Genomic DNA, 14,166 nt, shown 5'->3' with positions numbered 1-14,166 from the left:
ATAATTATCTATATGACTATAAATATGATAATATAAAAATTGAAAACTTTCATGAAAGGAGGGTGGATGATGAGGTTGATCCCCCGAATTAATAGTATATTAAGTAAACGACGTGAGGAAGGCTACAAAATCTATGGGCAAGTTCCCAATCAAACCTCTCTCGCGCGGGCGCTGGGCGCCAGAAAACAACAGGTCTCCTTGTGGGCCAGAGGCGCGGCGATCCCACGGCCCGAAGCCATTTTCCACATGGCTCACCTCCTGAATGTGCGCCCTGAAGAATTGTATGAATTCGTCCCTCCCACGGAAGAAGAGCAACTCGCTCTCATTGACGAATTTGAAACCAAAGAGCGCGAAGACACGATTCGCCGCAAAGAGAAGAAGATCAACGAGTTGCGCGAAAAAGGCTTGAGTGAAGACGCCATCCAAGTCAAAATCAAAATGCTGGGCTTGACCAAATACGACGATGCAGAGTAGGCAGATACATAAATTGCACCGCTATATGTATGGTATAATGATGCACAAGTTCACAGTGACAGGAAGGAGGATTCACTTTGGCATTAACTGAATCCAATATGTTTCCGCTGGGGGCGACAGCGCCATCATTCACTTTGCCCGATGTCGTTTCTAATCAAGAGGTGTCTCTCGAAGCGCTGAAATCCGATGTGGCCACCGTGATCATGTTCATCTGCAACCATTGTCCATATGTTAAGCATGTTCAAAAACAATTGGTGCAATTGGCCAACGATTATTTGCCCAAAGGAGTCGCCTTTATCGCGATCAGCTCGAATGACGCCGTACAATATCCTGAAGACGGGCCAGACAACATGAAGAAGGTGGCAGAGGAGTTTCAATACCCCTTCCCCTATCTTTACGACGAATCACAAAAAGTGGCCAAAGATTATCAAGCCGCTTGCACACCAGACTTCTACATTTTCGACGGGAAACTATCATGTGTATATCGCGGGCAACTGGATGATTCCCGGCCGGGAAATGGTTTGCCGGTTACCGGTTCCTATATCCGCGCTGCGTTGGACAGCATCTTGAACAACGAACCGATCCAGGTGCAACAAAAACCCAGCATTGGTTGCAACATCAAATGGAAATGATCTTCACAACAAAAGAGGTCACCTCGGTGGGGTGACTTCTTTTACATTACTCAAACTATATAAATCAAACACCGCGCAACCCTTTTTCAGTCAGCTTATCTTGCCAGCGAACCAACACTTCCCTTCCATCATACAACCGCACGCCATCCACTTGGCCGATCACAGCCACACACCCTTCTGTATGTTCATCCAGTGCAAGCGGATAGCAAGTGATTTTCCCCACCATTTCCGGTCGATCCTGCCAAGACAACAACTTGGGCGCTTGATCGGCCGGACTCACTTGCACCTGTTTCAAAGAGACAGTCAAGCCATCGCCGGTCGCTTTGACAATGGCCTCTTTTCGCGTCCAATAGCGGTAAAACCCACGTATCCGCTGGTCGGGGGACAATGTGGCCCACGCGGCCTGTTCGCCTTCGGACAGAGACATTCTCGCCATGCCGTCAAGATCCGAGTCCCGATCTATCCTTTCAATATCTACACCAAAGGGGTGCAGAAGCGAGATACCAAGTACCACCCATTTCCCTGAATGGGAGACACTCAGCTCAATCGGCTGCTCGTCTGGACGTACCACCCTGGGCTTGCCGTGTTCCTCCCCGCAACTTGGACAGGCCCGCGTCACCGGTACATCTGAGGGGTTGGTGCCCAACAGCTCCGCCAACAACAACCGCAGCAACCCATAGGAAAAAAGCGCGCGAGTCCGATCCTCCTGCTTGCGAAACGACCGATATCTATTTACTTCCCGTTCGCTCATGACCTTTTCCAGGAACAACGGAGCTTCTGTGATTGGCACTTTCCACAGGTGAATAAAACGGGAATCTAGTTCGAAATAGCTCATTTGCGATATTTTGCCACCTTTGCTAATTTTACTTCATATTGTAAAGCATTCTTATTAAAAAGTAGCCCTCCGATTTTGCATTTCAACCAATTTCATTTTGAATTATAATATAAAAATATGAACATTTCACCATTCTGTCCTGCTCTATCAGGGGCAATGATTGACATATCTTCTCCATATGGCGATAAGCCGAGGTGACAACAATATGAAAACACGCAACCGTTATCAACGGGTCAAAGGTTACGGCTTGGTTTTGATCGCCGCCAGCTTGTGGGGTATCTCAGGTGCCGTGGCGCAAGATTTGTTCGAGTCGGCCCGCGTCTCTCCTGAGTGGTTGGTAGTGATCCGCCTACTGATCTCGGGTGTTTTACTTCTTTCTTTGCTGGCGATCAATAAGCCAGAGGTTCGCATTTGGTCAATCTGGAAACAGCGCCATGATCGCCTGCGGTTGCTTTTGTTTGGCCTTGCCGGCTTATTGGGCGTACAATACACCTATTTTGCGGCTATTCATGCCTCCAACGCCGCTACCGCCACTGTGCTTCAATACTTGGCTCCCACCCTTGTGGTTCTTTTTCTTGCGGTGCGAAGCAAAAAACGGCCCGGCTTCGCGGAATTTATTGCGGTGATCCTCTCTTTCACAGGCACGCTACTTTTGATCACGGGCGGCGATCTCGGACAACTTTCCATTTCGCAAGCCGCACTGTTTTGGGGAGTTGGTTCTGCCATCGCGTTGGCCTTTTACACGATCCAACCGGCATCTTTGCTCGCCCAGTGGGGAACTCCCCTCATCATTGGCTGGGGTATGGTGATCGGCGGCGTGGGCTTTTCCTTCGTCCACGCACCGTGGGACATCGAGGGGCAGATCACTGTTCCGGCTCTTCTCTCCATCGCGTTCATCATCATTTTCGGTACATTGATCGCTTTCACTTGTTATTTGGAAAGCTTAAAATACATTCGGCCAGCTGAAACGAGCATTCTCGCCAGTGCGGAACCGCTGACGGCCGTCGTGTTGGCAGTCATTTGGCTTCATGTCCCGTTTGGCTGGGTTGAATGGCTGGGAACCTGTTGCATCGTGGCAACGGTATTTATCCTCTCATTTGAAAAAAGAAACATCGGGGAACATCCCTGATGTTTCTTTTTGTGAAATAGTCTGCAAAGCAAACTAGTCTATGTTTTTAATGTGACTTGCAACCTTTTTATTCTTCACTTCCGTTCTACTCCATCCCATACTCCCGCTCCACTTTGGCCACGCGAACAGTGTAGTTCGCATACCACTCGGCCTTGCCTCGCTCTTGTGCAATCTGATGCGCTGCATGACCTTTCCATGATTCGATTCCCAATAAGACACCGTAATTCCAAATCCGTTAGCATCCCGGACGCTTTCAACCCCTAGAAATCCTGGTTGTTGTTTGGCGAGTTCCACCATTTGTTCGGCCATTTTCCCATAACCCTGATCTTCTCCTTCCGTGCGGACTGAGGTGAAGATCACAGCATAATATGGCGGGGTTGGTCGATTTGACGAGTGAGTCATCCTGCTAATTCCTTTCTCCATGGTGTATGATGAACCATGAATATTCTTATTCAAGCTTTACACATGCTCAGCCACCAGTACTACGATTTGAGCGTTTTCAACTCTTTTCTAAACTGAGGCTCTGTCATCACCCTCAAATCAAATTCATTCAAATTGGCTTGCAATTGGCTATTCTCCTCTGGAGTCAAGTTGTTGAAAAAGATCGCTAGCGCTGTTTTGTTTCCTTGTTTATCAGTGGCGTAAAAAGCCTGTGTCAAGATGTACAAAGTAGATCCGCCTTTTAATCCAGCGTGTGAGAGCCATTCTTTGTTTCCTGGGATTTCCATTATCTGCTCCATCACCGGAATCAAATGCTTGTATGTTTTCTTCGAATAATATGAGCGGTTGTTAAGCTTTTTCATCACCGAAACATATTCACTTGTAGTAGATGAAATAAATCGGTCTGAAAACATACGGTCCAACTCGATATCATACCAAGAAGCGATATCCGCTTCTTTTATATACCTTTGATCCCGATCATGCATGAGTTGGGCAAAGACCTTCTCAGCCCAACGACGATGCTCTTGCAATGACATTCTACGCATTTGCCTTTTGATTTTAGGCATGGCGTCTTGGATGGACTGATCTGAATAATACGTTTTCCAAATTTCATACGGAATCAAAAGAGATGAGTAGAACGGATAAATGGGTTGATGCTTGTTTAATCCCAACTCTCTTAACGTTTGGTTAATTTGATTAATCGACAGCCGCTCCATCAGATATTCGGTATTGGCATTCGAGCTGAAACCAATCATGCCTTTGGCCACTTCTTCCAACGGAACCGTTCCGTTGATGATTAAGTTGTTATCTTTTAAATGTTGCAACCATTGTGCTTGAGCACCGCCATCTAAACCCGGGATCGCATATTTGTCCAATTCGGTTAAAGGAATCCGCTCATTGGGGTTGATTTTTCCTTTTGCAGCTTGTTTAGCGTAAGTAACGGCAACAATGATTTTAACAGTGCTAGCTAAAGGCATCAGCTTGGATGAACGGTGCTTGACCACATCCTTTCCATTATATGAAACTACCAACGAAGATTTGTGAGGATTTTTTTTGATGAATTGCAAGATTTGACGAGCGCCATCCTCTTCCTTGATCGCATGGCTCGCCGCTTGAGCTATGTTTGCAAACGCCACGGTGACAAGCAAAGAAACGGTTAAACACAGATGCCAAACCTTTCTCAACGTTGTTTCACTCCATTCGCAATATATCGTAATTATATCTCGCAGAGAAAAGGGGGAAAAGCTCCCCCTCTGGTGACTAGGCAACCTCAGATGCCGCTACTGCTACCGCCACAGCTGCTGCTACTGCAACTGCTGCTACTACTGCAACTACTGCTACTACAACTGTTGCTACTGCAATTACTCCCACCATCGCTGTAATCACTGCCGGAATGGCCATCATGGTGGTGATCGTTTTTGTCATCCTGATCATCAGTATCAAACAGGAAAAAAGGCGTCGGACTAGATGAAGAAGAGTAATAGGCGCGGCCACCATGCTGTCTTTTCCGCTTTTTCTTTTTGTTCTTCCTCACATTCATCCAAATAATCAATCCGATGATACCAAACCATATCCAAAAAAAGGAGTTAAACATAATTTCTATGAGTTCCATTGCACTATGCCCCCCTCTTAAGGTATCCCTTCCCGCAAGCCTACCACGCTGCAATAGACCTTAACAAACTGAGCATAGTACTATTTTCCTTTTTAACGACAAGCGCAAACCTGTATGTGCGCTTGCCTGGCAAGTTTGGCGATCTTGACATTCTGTTGTATACTATTAGGCAGGTTGTTTTCTCAGGAATCATGGAAAGGAAGCAGGTGGATCAAACATGACCACACCACAAAACGATTATCGCATTCTCTTATATTATAAATATGTTGAAATCAAGGATCCCATCGCTTTCGCAGATGAACATCGGGCCTTTTGCCAAGAGTTAGGAGTAAAAGGACGCATCCTTATCGCATCAGAAGGGATTAACGGCACACTGTCCGGCACCGTCGAACAAACGAAACGGTACATGGAGTATATGCACGCCCATCCACTGTTCCACGACATGCCGTTTAAAGTGGACGAATATCATAAACATGCCTTTAAAAAGCTGTTTGTGCGCCCGAAGAAAGAATTGGTGACCTGGCGGCTGAAAAAAGACGTGAAACCTTACCAAAAAACAGGCAAACGCTTGACACCGAAAGAATTTTACAACATGTTGCAGCGTGACGATGTGATTGTCATAGATGGGCGCAATAATTATGAATACGACTTGGGCCACTTCCGCGGCGCCATCCGCCCTGACGTGAACACCACCCGTGAATTCCCAGAATGGATTCGCAACAACTTAAAAGATTACAAAGACAAAACCATCCTCACTTACTGCACGGGCGGCATTCGCTGTGAAAAATTGACAGCCTTCATGCTGGAAGAAGGCTTCAAAGATGTCTACCAATTGGATGGGGGCATTGTCACCTACGGCAAAGACCCCGAAGTCAAAGGGCAACTGTGGGATGGCAAGTGCTATGTCTTTGACGAACGGATTTCGGTGCCGATCAACCAAGTGGAGGAAACCGTTGTCGGGAAATGCTATCACTGTGGCAATCCGACAGACCGTTACATCAACTGCGAATACGACATGTGCCACAAACAACACCTTTGTTGTGATGCATGTGAAGAAATTCATCAAGGATACTGCTCCAAAGAATGCGTGGAGCAAGACATGATCAAATACGAAGCGTAAACTAGTACACCAAAACGGCCTCTTCTCAATATGGGAAGAGGCCGTTTATATATGCGCGCTCATCCTTCGCTCAGCGCTCGCATAAATTGGTTACCGGCTTGATCTAAGTCGCCATCTAGCGGGAAATTCAACACGCGAACCTGAATGCCGCTCACTCCCACCGCCAGCTTGGCCGTCCGCGCCCTGCCCGGATAGACGAGCACCGCTTCTTTGCATCCTTTGGCAGCGGCATAGGCCGTCAATTGAAACAAGTCGGCATTCTTTGGTTCACGATCCCGCTTGTACTTAAGATCAACCAACCAATGGGCAGTCCACGGTTCGCGTCGATAAATAAGCGCATCCATCACCCATGTCCGCTTGGAAGAAATGGATGCCGCCTCTTGCGCGACCAATTGAAACTGCTCAGGTAGATTCCGTTTCAACCACTCCGTCACAAACCGTTCGTATAAACGGGGCATGTTAAGGGCAAACGGAGTAAAAATGCGATCACCACGCACATGCGAAGGGCCTGATGTATCCAACAAAAACTGGCATAATGTATGCATCGGCGCGTAATCACGATTCAGCCGGTGATAATTTCGATTCGCGCAATCCGCTGCCGTATACCGCCTCAAAGAAACGCCTGCCTCCATAGCTTGATACGCTTTGCGCACAGCGGATAATACCTCAGGCCGTTGACAATAGCCACTCTTCATCACGTGATGCAACGTCCACAGAATGATTTGATTCTCCTCGTTGTCTACAACCATTTCTTCAAACGCACATGCGAACCCCGGCCTAGCTGGATGACGCGGGTAGTCCCCCGCTCGCCAACGTCCCCTGATGTATGGCAAAACTTCTTCTCTAGCCACATATGCCTGATAAAATCCCTGTCGCGCCCGCCGCAACACTCGGACAGCCAGCGACTCCACCACCCGCTCATAAAAGCCTGGCAAAGAAGCTACCACGGCTCGGCCTTCAAAGAGACGCAAGCTTATCAGATCATAGGCCACCTCCATCATCTGAAACAAATTGGTTACCGGAACCTTGGGCCGCACATATATGCCCCGTCCCCCCGCAAGCGGCATATAGCCGACCCATCCTTTCGCTCGGATTCGCCAGCGATTGTTTGTTTTAGGAGATGGAAATTCGACATCCAACCACCGGGAGTACCGTCGGCAAATCTCCTCCCCCACTTCCGGCGGCAACTCCTCATTTCCAAATTCACAAACGATTTCCTCCTCCAGCTCCAGCCATTGCACGACGCTCATGGAAGGAGGCGCCCTTTCACCCGTTCCCAGCAGTACGATGCGGCTGAGTCCGGTTGATCAAACAACACGTCCTCCAAGTAGGGTTCAACTTCCCATTTCCATATCTCTTCCAATTCCTCGGCTAGATTCTCCACCATAAAATAAGAAATTCCAAGCGCGAAAGAAGGATCGCCCACACGCTCATTGATTTCCTGTAACAATAGAATCAGCCCTTCAACGTCATTATCCCGGAGGTGGTGGAATCGGCGCAGCTGTTCATACTGTGGCGACAATCGAATAAAAGCGAACCGCCGGCGCAAGGCCACATCCAACAGCGCGATGGAACGGTCAGCCGTATTCATCGTGCCGATCAGCCGCACACCTTTCGGGATGGAAAATCGGTTTCCACCAGCCAACGGGATTTCGATTTCCCTATATTCCAAAGTGAGCATAAGCTCCCCTAGCACGCGGGGCAGATGAGCACGATTAATTTCATCAATGACCATCACACATGTACCACCACAACACCGGGCCCGCTCACAAAATTCCAAGAAGCGCCCCGGAACCAGCTCAACCTTTTGCTTGCCCTCCTCCGTCACCACCGGGCGAATCCCTTGGATGAAATCTTCATATGCATAGTTGGGATGAAACTGCACCATCTCATAAAAGCCATTCCCCTCGCTCGTAAGCAAACGGGCCAAGCGCTCAGCGACATATGTTTTGCCTGTGCCCGGAGGCCCTCCAAAAATTACTTGGCCTTTGCGCTGGATAGCACGAAGCCAACGATTTACTTCTTGTTCAGCATAGCCAGTGTCCGCACAAAAATCGGCCAAGCTGTAACGAGGGGCGGCCTTTGCCATCATCCCTCTCCGCTCAGACAAAGCCAGCCGCAAGAGTTGTTGGTATTGTGCAGGGGTCGCCTGAAAGTTAGTCCCTTGCATGCCCACTTTCAACCCCGCCAATTCCGGATCTGCTTCCGTCGTCTTCCGCAAAATGGGGGTTGCGGTCAAATCTAAGTCAATCTCTATTTCACATCGGTCCCACGATTCCGGCAAGTCATCCGCATGAAAATAGTCCGCTTCCACCATCTCCCCCCATCCTTTGAACACCTCTGTCCGCACCGTTGCCAGGGCGTAACATCCCGCTTCACTCCCCGTCATCCACATGATCACCTTGTCGCCCTTTTTGATACGTTGCTTATGCGCCGTCACTTTCCACGTCTTCAAATGATTTCGCCGCACCGCTTGTTTCAAATCATACAAGCGGGGATTGCATTGAAATACCCAGTGGCGGGGGCGCGCAAATAGCATGCTCACCTCCGGTTGTACGGTACGAATCCTGTGCAAAACATCAGCGGGGATGAGATACGTGCCGCCAGCCGGCGGATTGGTGCATTCCGCACAAGCGGCGATCAATGCATCCAACAACACAGGTGGATGCTCTTCAAACTGTTTTATGTACACTGTCACCGGACGGCCGCTTTGGGGGGGCTCGTCTACCAACAACAACACTTCCATGATTTGATGCTTTGTGCCGCGGGTATGGCATACAAGCAGGTCACCGGATTGTATCTGTTGGATTATCGGGTCGGAGCCAGGCTTCGCAATTGACAAGCGGCTGATTTTTCTTTCAACGGGCTCCTCTACAAAAGTGGGCGACTCCACCAACCACACCTGCCTCCACTCTTCTGGCGGAGACGGATAGATTCGCAACTCGCACTCCGCTTCCACGTTCCGTCCACGATGCTGTGCGCTCATCCTGCCTCAACTCTCCCATCCGTTTCTCAATGATCTCATATGAGTTAGCAAGAACATTTTAAATTAAAACAACTCCTTGCTCAAATAAAGAACCACCCGTCTTTGAAACATATGGCGGGGTATACCATGTCAACGGATACAATGATCCTTGCCATAACAAATTAAAGCCGATACGATCAAACTGAACGGTCGGTGGAATATAAACCATTTGACAACCAGGCATGAAACATCTTGTCACAGGAGGCTTGTCATGTCATTCATTCATCTTTCCCTCGATCTGACCACTATTGATGCTACCACAATCTCTCCAAAACCGCTTGAACCGCCATACCATCTCTTCACGCTCGCGCAGGCGGGAGACAACGAAATGACCAGACGCGCCCTCTATCCCTTAGTGCGTGAAGGGGTGTTGGATGACCCCGGATGTCGGAGCGGAGAGTTTGAGAGTTATGAAGACTTTGTCACACGCATTTATCCAACCTCTTACTGGCCACACAGGGAAACGACTTTGCTCATCTCACATGGCCAAAAGTGGATCGCGCTAAGCACGCTGGCCATTGATGGAACGTGCGCCCACACTGGGCTGACAGTCGTGTCCAAAGCATACCGGGGCACCGGAATGGCTACGATCTTAAAACAGCATTTGCTTCACATCTGCTTGGCCAAAGGCGTGCAACGGGTGGAAACCCGAGTCGCCCATATGAACAAGCCCATGCTCGCAATCAACACCAAGTTGGGCTTTGTAGCTTGTTAAGGCTGTTTGTCTGCTAGTTTTATGACAAAGGCTCTTACCTAAAAGTAAGAGCCTTGCTCAACTATCCTATTTAATTTGTTTGGCCTCGCTCTTGACGTTGTCCGGCACGTCTACTTGGTTCGCACCTGCTTTTTTCCATGTCATCTTCATGTCGATTTTATTCTCGGGATAATAAGTTTCCATCCAAATTTCTTTCACTTGATATGTCTTCTTGTCTATTGTCAACTTTTGGCGCATCTCCATCAATTCGATATCGGTTGGAACTGGATTTTCCTCATTGGGAAATAGACTGTATGCCTCCAGCTTCCGTAAGCGCTCTTGCAAGGCTAGCCGTTCAGGTTCCGGTGCCTTCCACTCCAAGCGGAAGACGTTCCCATCATCCGTCAATTCGATATCGCCTGAATATTTTTTGGTATAAGCCAAGTATCGGGGCAGATGCGGAAGATAACCGGGAAGTGGATAGATTTGCACGATGTAAGGCAAGTCCATGGCCGCATAAGAATACCATTTCGCTTCCGATGTCACCATCAATTTCTCAAAGACATCATTCCCACTGACATACCCTTTCAAGGGAATTTGCATGCCTTCATCTAAACCGGAAATATGCATCTTGTTTTGAGCGAAATCAGCCACCACTGTCGCATAAAACCCTTTTCCCTCCAAGCGGTATGTATTCTGCGGATTTTCTTGCAAAGCCCGCTCCGCTTTTTCCACAATCCCGACAATCTGTTTCGTCGCTTGTCCCGGAGCAGTTGACGTTCCGTCCCCAAACGAAAACGAACTGCAACCAGTCAATCCCACTACCGCCAATGACAACAACAACGCCCATCGTTTTATGAGCAAGAAAGGCACCCCTTTCACAAGGATTGCTGACATCTTGCATCATAACATGAACAGGGAGAAAAACCCACCCTTTGTCCCTCCCGCTGATGAAAAACATGGTAAAATGGGAATGGTTGATCGCCCTTTCACGCCATATCCGGCTTGCGGACATGTTGTTTCCGTCATGCTGGCCTGATCGCTAACATATGTACTTGCCAGGGGGGTGAACCACCATGATAGTGTCGCGCAAACTACCAGAAAGCATAAATCGAATCGTAGGCCAATTTCCAGAAGAGGTGCAAGATTTCTTCCTAGAAATGATCAGCGCCGACCGATCTAAACAAACGATAGCCAATTATGCTTATGACTTTGCGCTTTTCTTTGATTTTTTAACTACGCGCGGCAAAACCATCTACCAAGTCGACGCCATGACCCTTAAACGGTTTTTCCGTCATATTGAAAACGGGTATGAGCGCACCGTACATATCAAAATGAAGAAAAAAGATCCCATTACGGGAGAAATGAAAGAAGTCTGGGTAGAACGCACGCATTTCCGCGAAAACTCGCGCAGCGGCAAACAGCGCAAACGCGCATCCCTCCGCTCGCTGTTCCGGTTTCTGGTGAAATCCCATGTTCTCGACCGCGACCCGATGGAAGAATATGAGGATGCGACGCTCAAATCACGCGCCCGCTCCAAAGTGCCAGTATTTCTGACCAAGGAGGAAGCACTCAGGCTCATCCAAGCAGTCCATCACTACCACCAAAAGAAAAACACCAAAAGCCCCAATTGGATTGAAACGCGAGATCTCGCCATCATCCTGATGTTTTTAAACACTGGCATGCGCGTTTCCGAGTTGATTAACCTGAATCTGAATAGCATTCAAACGGATGGGCAGGTGTACCGCATCATTATCATCGGCAAAGGCGGCAAAGAGCGCATGTTGAAATTAAACGGCAATGCTATGGACGCTCTCAAAGCCTACTTGGAACGGCGGCCCAAAGATCCGGTACCGCCAGAACACCAATACGCCTTGTTCCTCAATAAAAATTATCAACGGATCAGCCGCAAAGGCATTTCCGAAATCATCAAGAAATACGTGCGCGAAGCCAATCTTCCACCCAAAGCCGCCAATATCTCTCCTCACAAATTGCGCCACACGCTAGCTACTTTGCTCCTCTCCAACGGCGAAAATTTGCGTGTGGTGCAGGAGATTTTGGGCCATTCTAGCATCCAGACCACCCAAATCTATACCCACGTCATCAACACCGAAAAAGATGACGCGCTAGATCGGTTGGATCGAATGCTGTGATCAGTGGTTTCAGGCGATTTAATACCAATTCAAGAACAAACATTCTACCAAATGTTTGTTCTTTTTTCTTTCTTCATGTATACTAAGAATAAGATAAAAAAGGCTCGTGAACGCTTACAATCAGGGGAGATGAAAAACATGAGCAAACTTTCTCCACGCCAGCAGGCCATTCTTAACTACATACAAAAAAACGTACTCGAAAAAGGATATCCGCCTTCAGTGCGAGAAATTGGCGAAGCAGTTGGCCTCGCTTCCAGCTCCACCGTCCACGGTCATCTGGCGCGGTTAGAAAAAAAAGGTTATATTCGGCGCGATCCGACAAAACCACGCGCTATCGAATTACTTAAACGGGCTGAGTTGCCTACTAAAGCCCAAGTGGACACCGTTTTTGTCCCTATCGTCGGCAAAGTAACCGCGGGTGAACCGATCACCGCGATTGAAAATATTGAAGACTATTATCCCTTGCCACGCCGCCTCGTCGGTGATGAACAGACCGTTTTCCTGTTATCAGTGCGGGGCGAAAGCATGATTAACGCCGGCATCCTTGATGGAGACCACGTGGTCGTGCGCCAGCAACCGACGGCCAACAATGGCGATATCGTTGTCGCCATGACCCCAGACGGGGAAGCGACCGTCAAGCGCTTCTTCCGGGAACCAGATCACATTCGCCTACAACCGGAAAACGACCAGCTTGAACCTATTCGTTTGCCAGAAGTCACCATCTTGGGCAAAGTGATCAGCTTGATCCGCGAAGTGATGTAAACCTTGACTATAAGAAAAGCACTGGTGATCAATTCATCACCAGTGCTTTTTTGCTTTACGCCTGATCTTTTACAAACTTTTCGATGCGGTCAAGCGCTTGCTCCAACTGCTCCATGGAAGTCGCGTAGGAGATCCGGATATGGTCATTCGAGCCGAAGCCGGAGCCTGGAACCACGGCAACCAATGCTTTTTCCAACAACGCAGCAGACCATTCGTCAGGGTTTGCATACTTGCCGGAATGGTTCAATGCCTCGCGGATGTTGATAAAAGCGTAAAACGCCCCCGCCGGCATTTGGCAATGGAATCCGGGGATCGCATTCACGCGACGCACCACATAATCGCGGCGCTCTTTGAATGCCCGCTTCATTTCCGCCACCGGTTCATGTGTGCCTTGGAGTGCGGCAATAGCTGCATATTGCGCGATGGATGTCGGGTTGGAGGTGCTATGATCAGACAGGCCTGACATCGCTTTGATCAGCTCTGCCGGTCCCGCCGCATAGCCAATCCGCCAGCCGGTCATCGAATACGTTTTTGACACCCCATTGATGATCACGGTTCGTTGATACAGCTCATCGCTCAAACTAGCTATGCTCACATGCTTTTCATCGCCGTAGATCAAATGCTCATAAATTTCGTCCGACACCACGAGGATATCATGTTTTACGCACACTTCCCCGATTGCGCGCAATTCCTCTGCGGTGTACAACATGCCGGTTGGATTGGACGGGCTGTTGAGCAACAACGCCTTGGTTCGATCAGAGACAGCCGCTTCCAATTGAGCAGGAGTGATTTTGAACTGATTTTCTTCTTTGCCTTCTACAACCACCGGCACCCCTCCGGCCAGCTTCACCTGTTCAAGGTAGCTCACCCAGTATGGAGCAGGAATGATCACTTCATCCCCTTCATCCAACAAAGCTTGGAACAAGTTGTACAAGGCATGCTTCGCACCGACCGTCACGATGATTTGATTCGGCTCATAGGTCAGACCATTATCTCGTTTAAATTTCTCGATAATCGCCTGTTTCAGCTCAACCACACCACTGGAAGGCGTGTATTTCGTCAACCCTTTGTGCATCGCTTCCTCGGCCGCTTGCAGGATATGTACGGGTGTGTTGAAGTCAGGCTCACCCGCACCCAAGCCGATCACATCATGGCCAGCTTGTTTCAATGCTTTGGCTTTGGCAGTGATGGCGAGTGTTGGGGATGGGGCCAATTGTTGGACGCGTTTGGATAATTTCAACGTGAGAACCTCCCTCTTCAAAACAAGATCCCATCCACATCATCTTATC

At 48.7% G+C, this 14,166-nt stretch carries 14 protein-coding genes and 1 pseudogene; 7 read left to right on the top strand and 8 right to left on the bottom strand.

What is annotated here, in order from left to right:
• The first annotated feature begins 69 nt into the window (after positions 1–69).
• Both CLV36_RS13095 and CLV36_RS13090 read left to right on the top strand, forming a co-directional pair.
• The gene (locus CLV36_RS13095) at positions 70–474 is read left to right on the top strand and encodes a helix-turn-helix domain-containing protein (RefSeq protein ID WP_102992427.1); all 405 of its coding nucleotides are present in this window, start codon (positions 70–72) and stop codon (positions 472–474) included.
• 77 nt (positions 475–551) lie between these two features.
• Positions 552–1,106 (top strand): thioredoxin family protein, encoded by a 555-nt coding sequence (locus CLV36_RS13090; RefSeq protein ID WP_102992426.1) that lies wholly within the window; start codon positions 552–554, stop codon positions 1,104–1,106.
• 64 nt (positions 1,107–1,170) lie between these two features.
• Here the strand turns inward: CLV36_RS13090 and CLV36_RS13085 are convergent, their stop codons facing one another.
• The gene (locus tag CLV36_RS13085) at positions 1,171–1,941 is read right to left on the bottom strand and encodes a 4'-phosphopantetheinyl transferase family protein (RefSeq protein WP_102992425.1); all 771 of its coding nucleotides are present in this window, start codon (positions 1,939–1,941) and stop codon (positions 1,171–1,173) included.
• 205 nt (positions 1,942–2,146) lie between these two features.
• Between CLV36_RS13085 and CLV36_RS13080 the strand changes: the two genes are divergently transcribed.
• Positions 2,147–3,070 carry a DMT family transporter gene (locus CLV36_RS13080; RefSeq protein WP_102992424.1) on the top strand — a complete coding sequence of 308 codons (924 nt, stop codon included), beginning with the start codon at positions 2,147–2,149 and terminating at the stop codon, positions 3,068–3,070.
• Positions 3,071–3,155: 85 nt separating this feature from the next.
• Here CLV36_RS13080 and CLV36_RS13075 read toward each other — a convergent pair.
• The 3 genes and pseudogenes from CLV36_RS13075 to CLV36_RS13065 all read right to left on the bottom strand — a co-directional run bounded on the left by CLV36_RS13075 (position 3,156) and on the right by CLV36_RS13065 (position 5,123).
• Positions 3,156–3,472: pseudogene (locus CLV36_RS13075) on the bottom strand (antibiotic biosynthesis monooxygenase family protein).
• Positions 3,473–3,552: 80 nt separating this feature from the next.
• Positions 3,553–4,695, bottom strand: a complete 1,143-nt coding sequence (locus tag CLV36_RS13070; protein ID WP_106342943.1) for a serine hydrolase — start codon at positions 4,693–4,695, stop codon at positions 3,553–3,555.
• An 86-nt stretch (positions 4,696–4,781) separates the two neighbouring features.
• On the bottom strand, positions 4,782–5,123 hold the full coding sequence (locus CLV36_RS13065; RefSeq protein WP_106342942.1) for a hypothetical protein: 342 nt from the start codon (positions 5,121–5,123) through the stop codon (positions 4,782–4,784).
• Positions 5,124–5,340: 217 nt separating this feature from the next.
• On the opposite strand from CLV36_RS13065, the gene trhO reads away from it, so the two are divergent.
• Positions 5,341–6,243 (top strand): oxygen-dependent tRNA uridine(34) hydroxylase TrhO, encoded by a 903-nt coding sequence (gene trhO / locus CLV36_RS13055; protein ID WP_106342940.1) that lies wholly within the window; start codon positions 5,341–5,343, stop codon positions 6,241–6,243.
• Positions 6,244–6,302: 59 nt separating this feature from the next.
• Here the strand turns inward: trhO and CLV36_RS13050 are convergent, their stop codons facing one another.
• Positions 6,303–7,493, bottom strand: coding sequence for an McrC family protein (locus tag CLV36_RS13050; RefSeq protein WP_106342939.1), 1,191 nt, complete (start codon positions 7,491–7,493; stop codon positions 6,303–6,305).
• On the bottom strand, positions 7,490–9,229 hold the full coding sequence (locus CLV36_RS13045) for an AAA family ATPase (RefSeq protein ID WP_106342938.1): 1,740 nt from the start codon (positions 9,227–9,229) through the stop codon (positions 7,490–7,492). The genes CLV36_RS13050 and CLV36_RS13045 overlap by 4 nt, the downstream gene beginning before the upstream one ends.
• A gap of 250 nt (positions 9,230–9,479) precedes the next feature.
• On the opposite strand from CLV36_RS13045, the gene CLV36_RS13040 reads away from it, so the two are divergent.
• Positions 9,480–9,983, top strand: a complete 504-nt coding sequence (locus tag CLV36_RS13040; protein WP_106342937.1) for a GNAT family N-acetyltransferase — start codon at positions 9,480–9,482, stop codon at positions 9,981–9,983.
• Between the two features lie 66 nt (positions 9,984–10,049).
• Here CLV36_RS13040 and CLV36_RS13035 read toward each other — a convergent pair whose 3' ends face one another.
• The gene (locus CLV36_RS13035; RefSeq protein ID WP_146130642.1) at positions 10,050–10,826 is read right to left on the bottom strand and encodes a hypothetical protein; all 777 of its coding nucleotides are present in this window, start codon (positions 10,824–10,826) and stop codon (positions 10,050–10,052) included.
• A gap of 212 nt (positions 10,827–11,038) precedes the next feature.
• On the opposite strand from CLV36_RS13035, the gene CLV36_RS13030 reads away from it, so the two are divergent.
• Positions 11,039–12,115: a tyrosine-type recombinase/integrase gene (locus tag CLV36_RS13030; protein ID WP_106342935.1), complete on the top strand. Its 1,077-nt coding sequence runs from the start codon at positions 11,039–11,041 to the stop codon at positions 12,113–12,115.
• A gap of 138 nt (positions 12,116–12,253) precedes the next feature.
• Entirely contained in the window at positions 12,254–12,877 is a 624-nt protein-coding gene (lexA, locus tag CLV36_RS13025) for a transcriptional repressor LexA (RefSeq protein WP_102992415.1), read from the top strand.
• Between the two features lie 55 nt (positions 12,878–12,932).
• Here the strand turns inward: lexA and CLV36_RS13020 are convergent, their stop codons facing one another.
• Positions 12,933–14,117, bottom strand: coding sequence for a pyridoxal phosphate-dependent aminotransferase (locus tag CLV36_RS13020; protein ID WP_106342934.1), 1,185 nt, complete (start codon positions 14,115–14,117; stop codon positions 12,933–12,935).
• Positions 14,118–14,166 lie beyond the last annotated feature (49 nt).

Origin of the sequence: Laceyella sediminis, assembly GCF_003003125.1 — a bacterium.
In the GTDB taxonomy this organism is placed as follows: domain Bacteria; phylum Bacillota; class Bacilli; order Thermoactinomycetales; family Thermoactinomycetaceae; genus Laceyella; species Laceyella tengchongensis.
The sequence above is the reverse complement of the archived record's forward strand: the minus strand, read 5'-3'. Positions and strand labels throughout refer to the sequence as shown.

Bases quoted from the DNA above. Each gene is read 5' to 3' on its own strand.
- CLV36_RS13065 (WP_106342942.1), bottom strand. From the start codon at position 5,123: ATGGAACTCATAGAAATTATGTTTAACTCCTTTTTTTGGATATGGTTT.
- CLV36_RS13030 (WP_106342935.1), top strand. From the start codon at position 11,039: ATGATAGTGTCGCGCAAACTACCAGAAAGCATAAATCGAATCGTAGGC.
- CLV36_RS13040 (WP_106342937.1), top strand. From the start codon at position 9,480: ATGTCATTCATTCATCTTTCCCTCGATCTGACCACTATTGATGCTACC.
- CLV36_RS13085 (WP_102992425.1), bottom strand. From the start codon at position 1,941: ATGAGCTATTTCGAACTAGATTCCCGTTTTATTCACCTGTGGAAAGTG.
- CLV36_RS13050 (WP_106342939.1), bottom strand. From the start codon at position 7,493: ATGAGCGTCGTGCAATGGCTGGAGCTGGAGGAGGAAATCGTTTGTGAA.
- lexA (WP_102992415.1), top strand. From the start codon at position 12,254: ATGAGCAAACTTTCTCCACGCCAGCAGGCCATTCTTAACTACATACAA.
- CLV36_RS13045 (WP_106342938.1), bottom strand. From the start codon at position 9,229: ATGAGCGCACAGCATCGTGGACGGAACGTGGAAGCGGAGTGCGAGTTG.
- trhO (WP_106342940.1), top strand. From the start codon at position 5,341: ATGACCACACCACAAAACGATTATCGCATTCTCTTATATTATAAATAT.
- CLV36_RS13080 (WP_102992424.1), top strand. From the start codon at position 2,147: ATGAAAACACGCAACCGTTATCAACGGGTCAAAGGTTACGGCTTGGTT.
- CLV36_RS13095 (WP_102992427.1), top strand. From the start codon at position 70: ATGAGGTTGATCCCCCGAATTAATAGTATATTAAGTAAACGACGTGAG.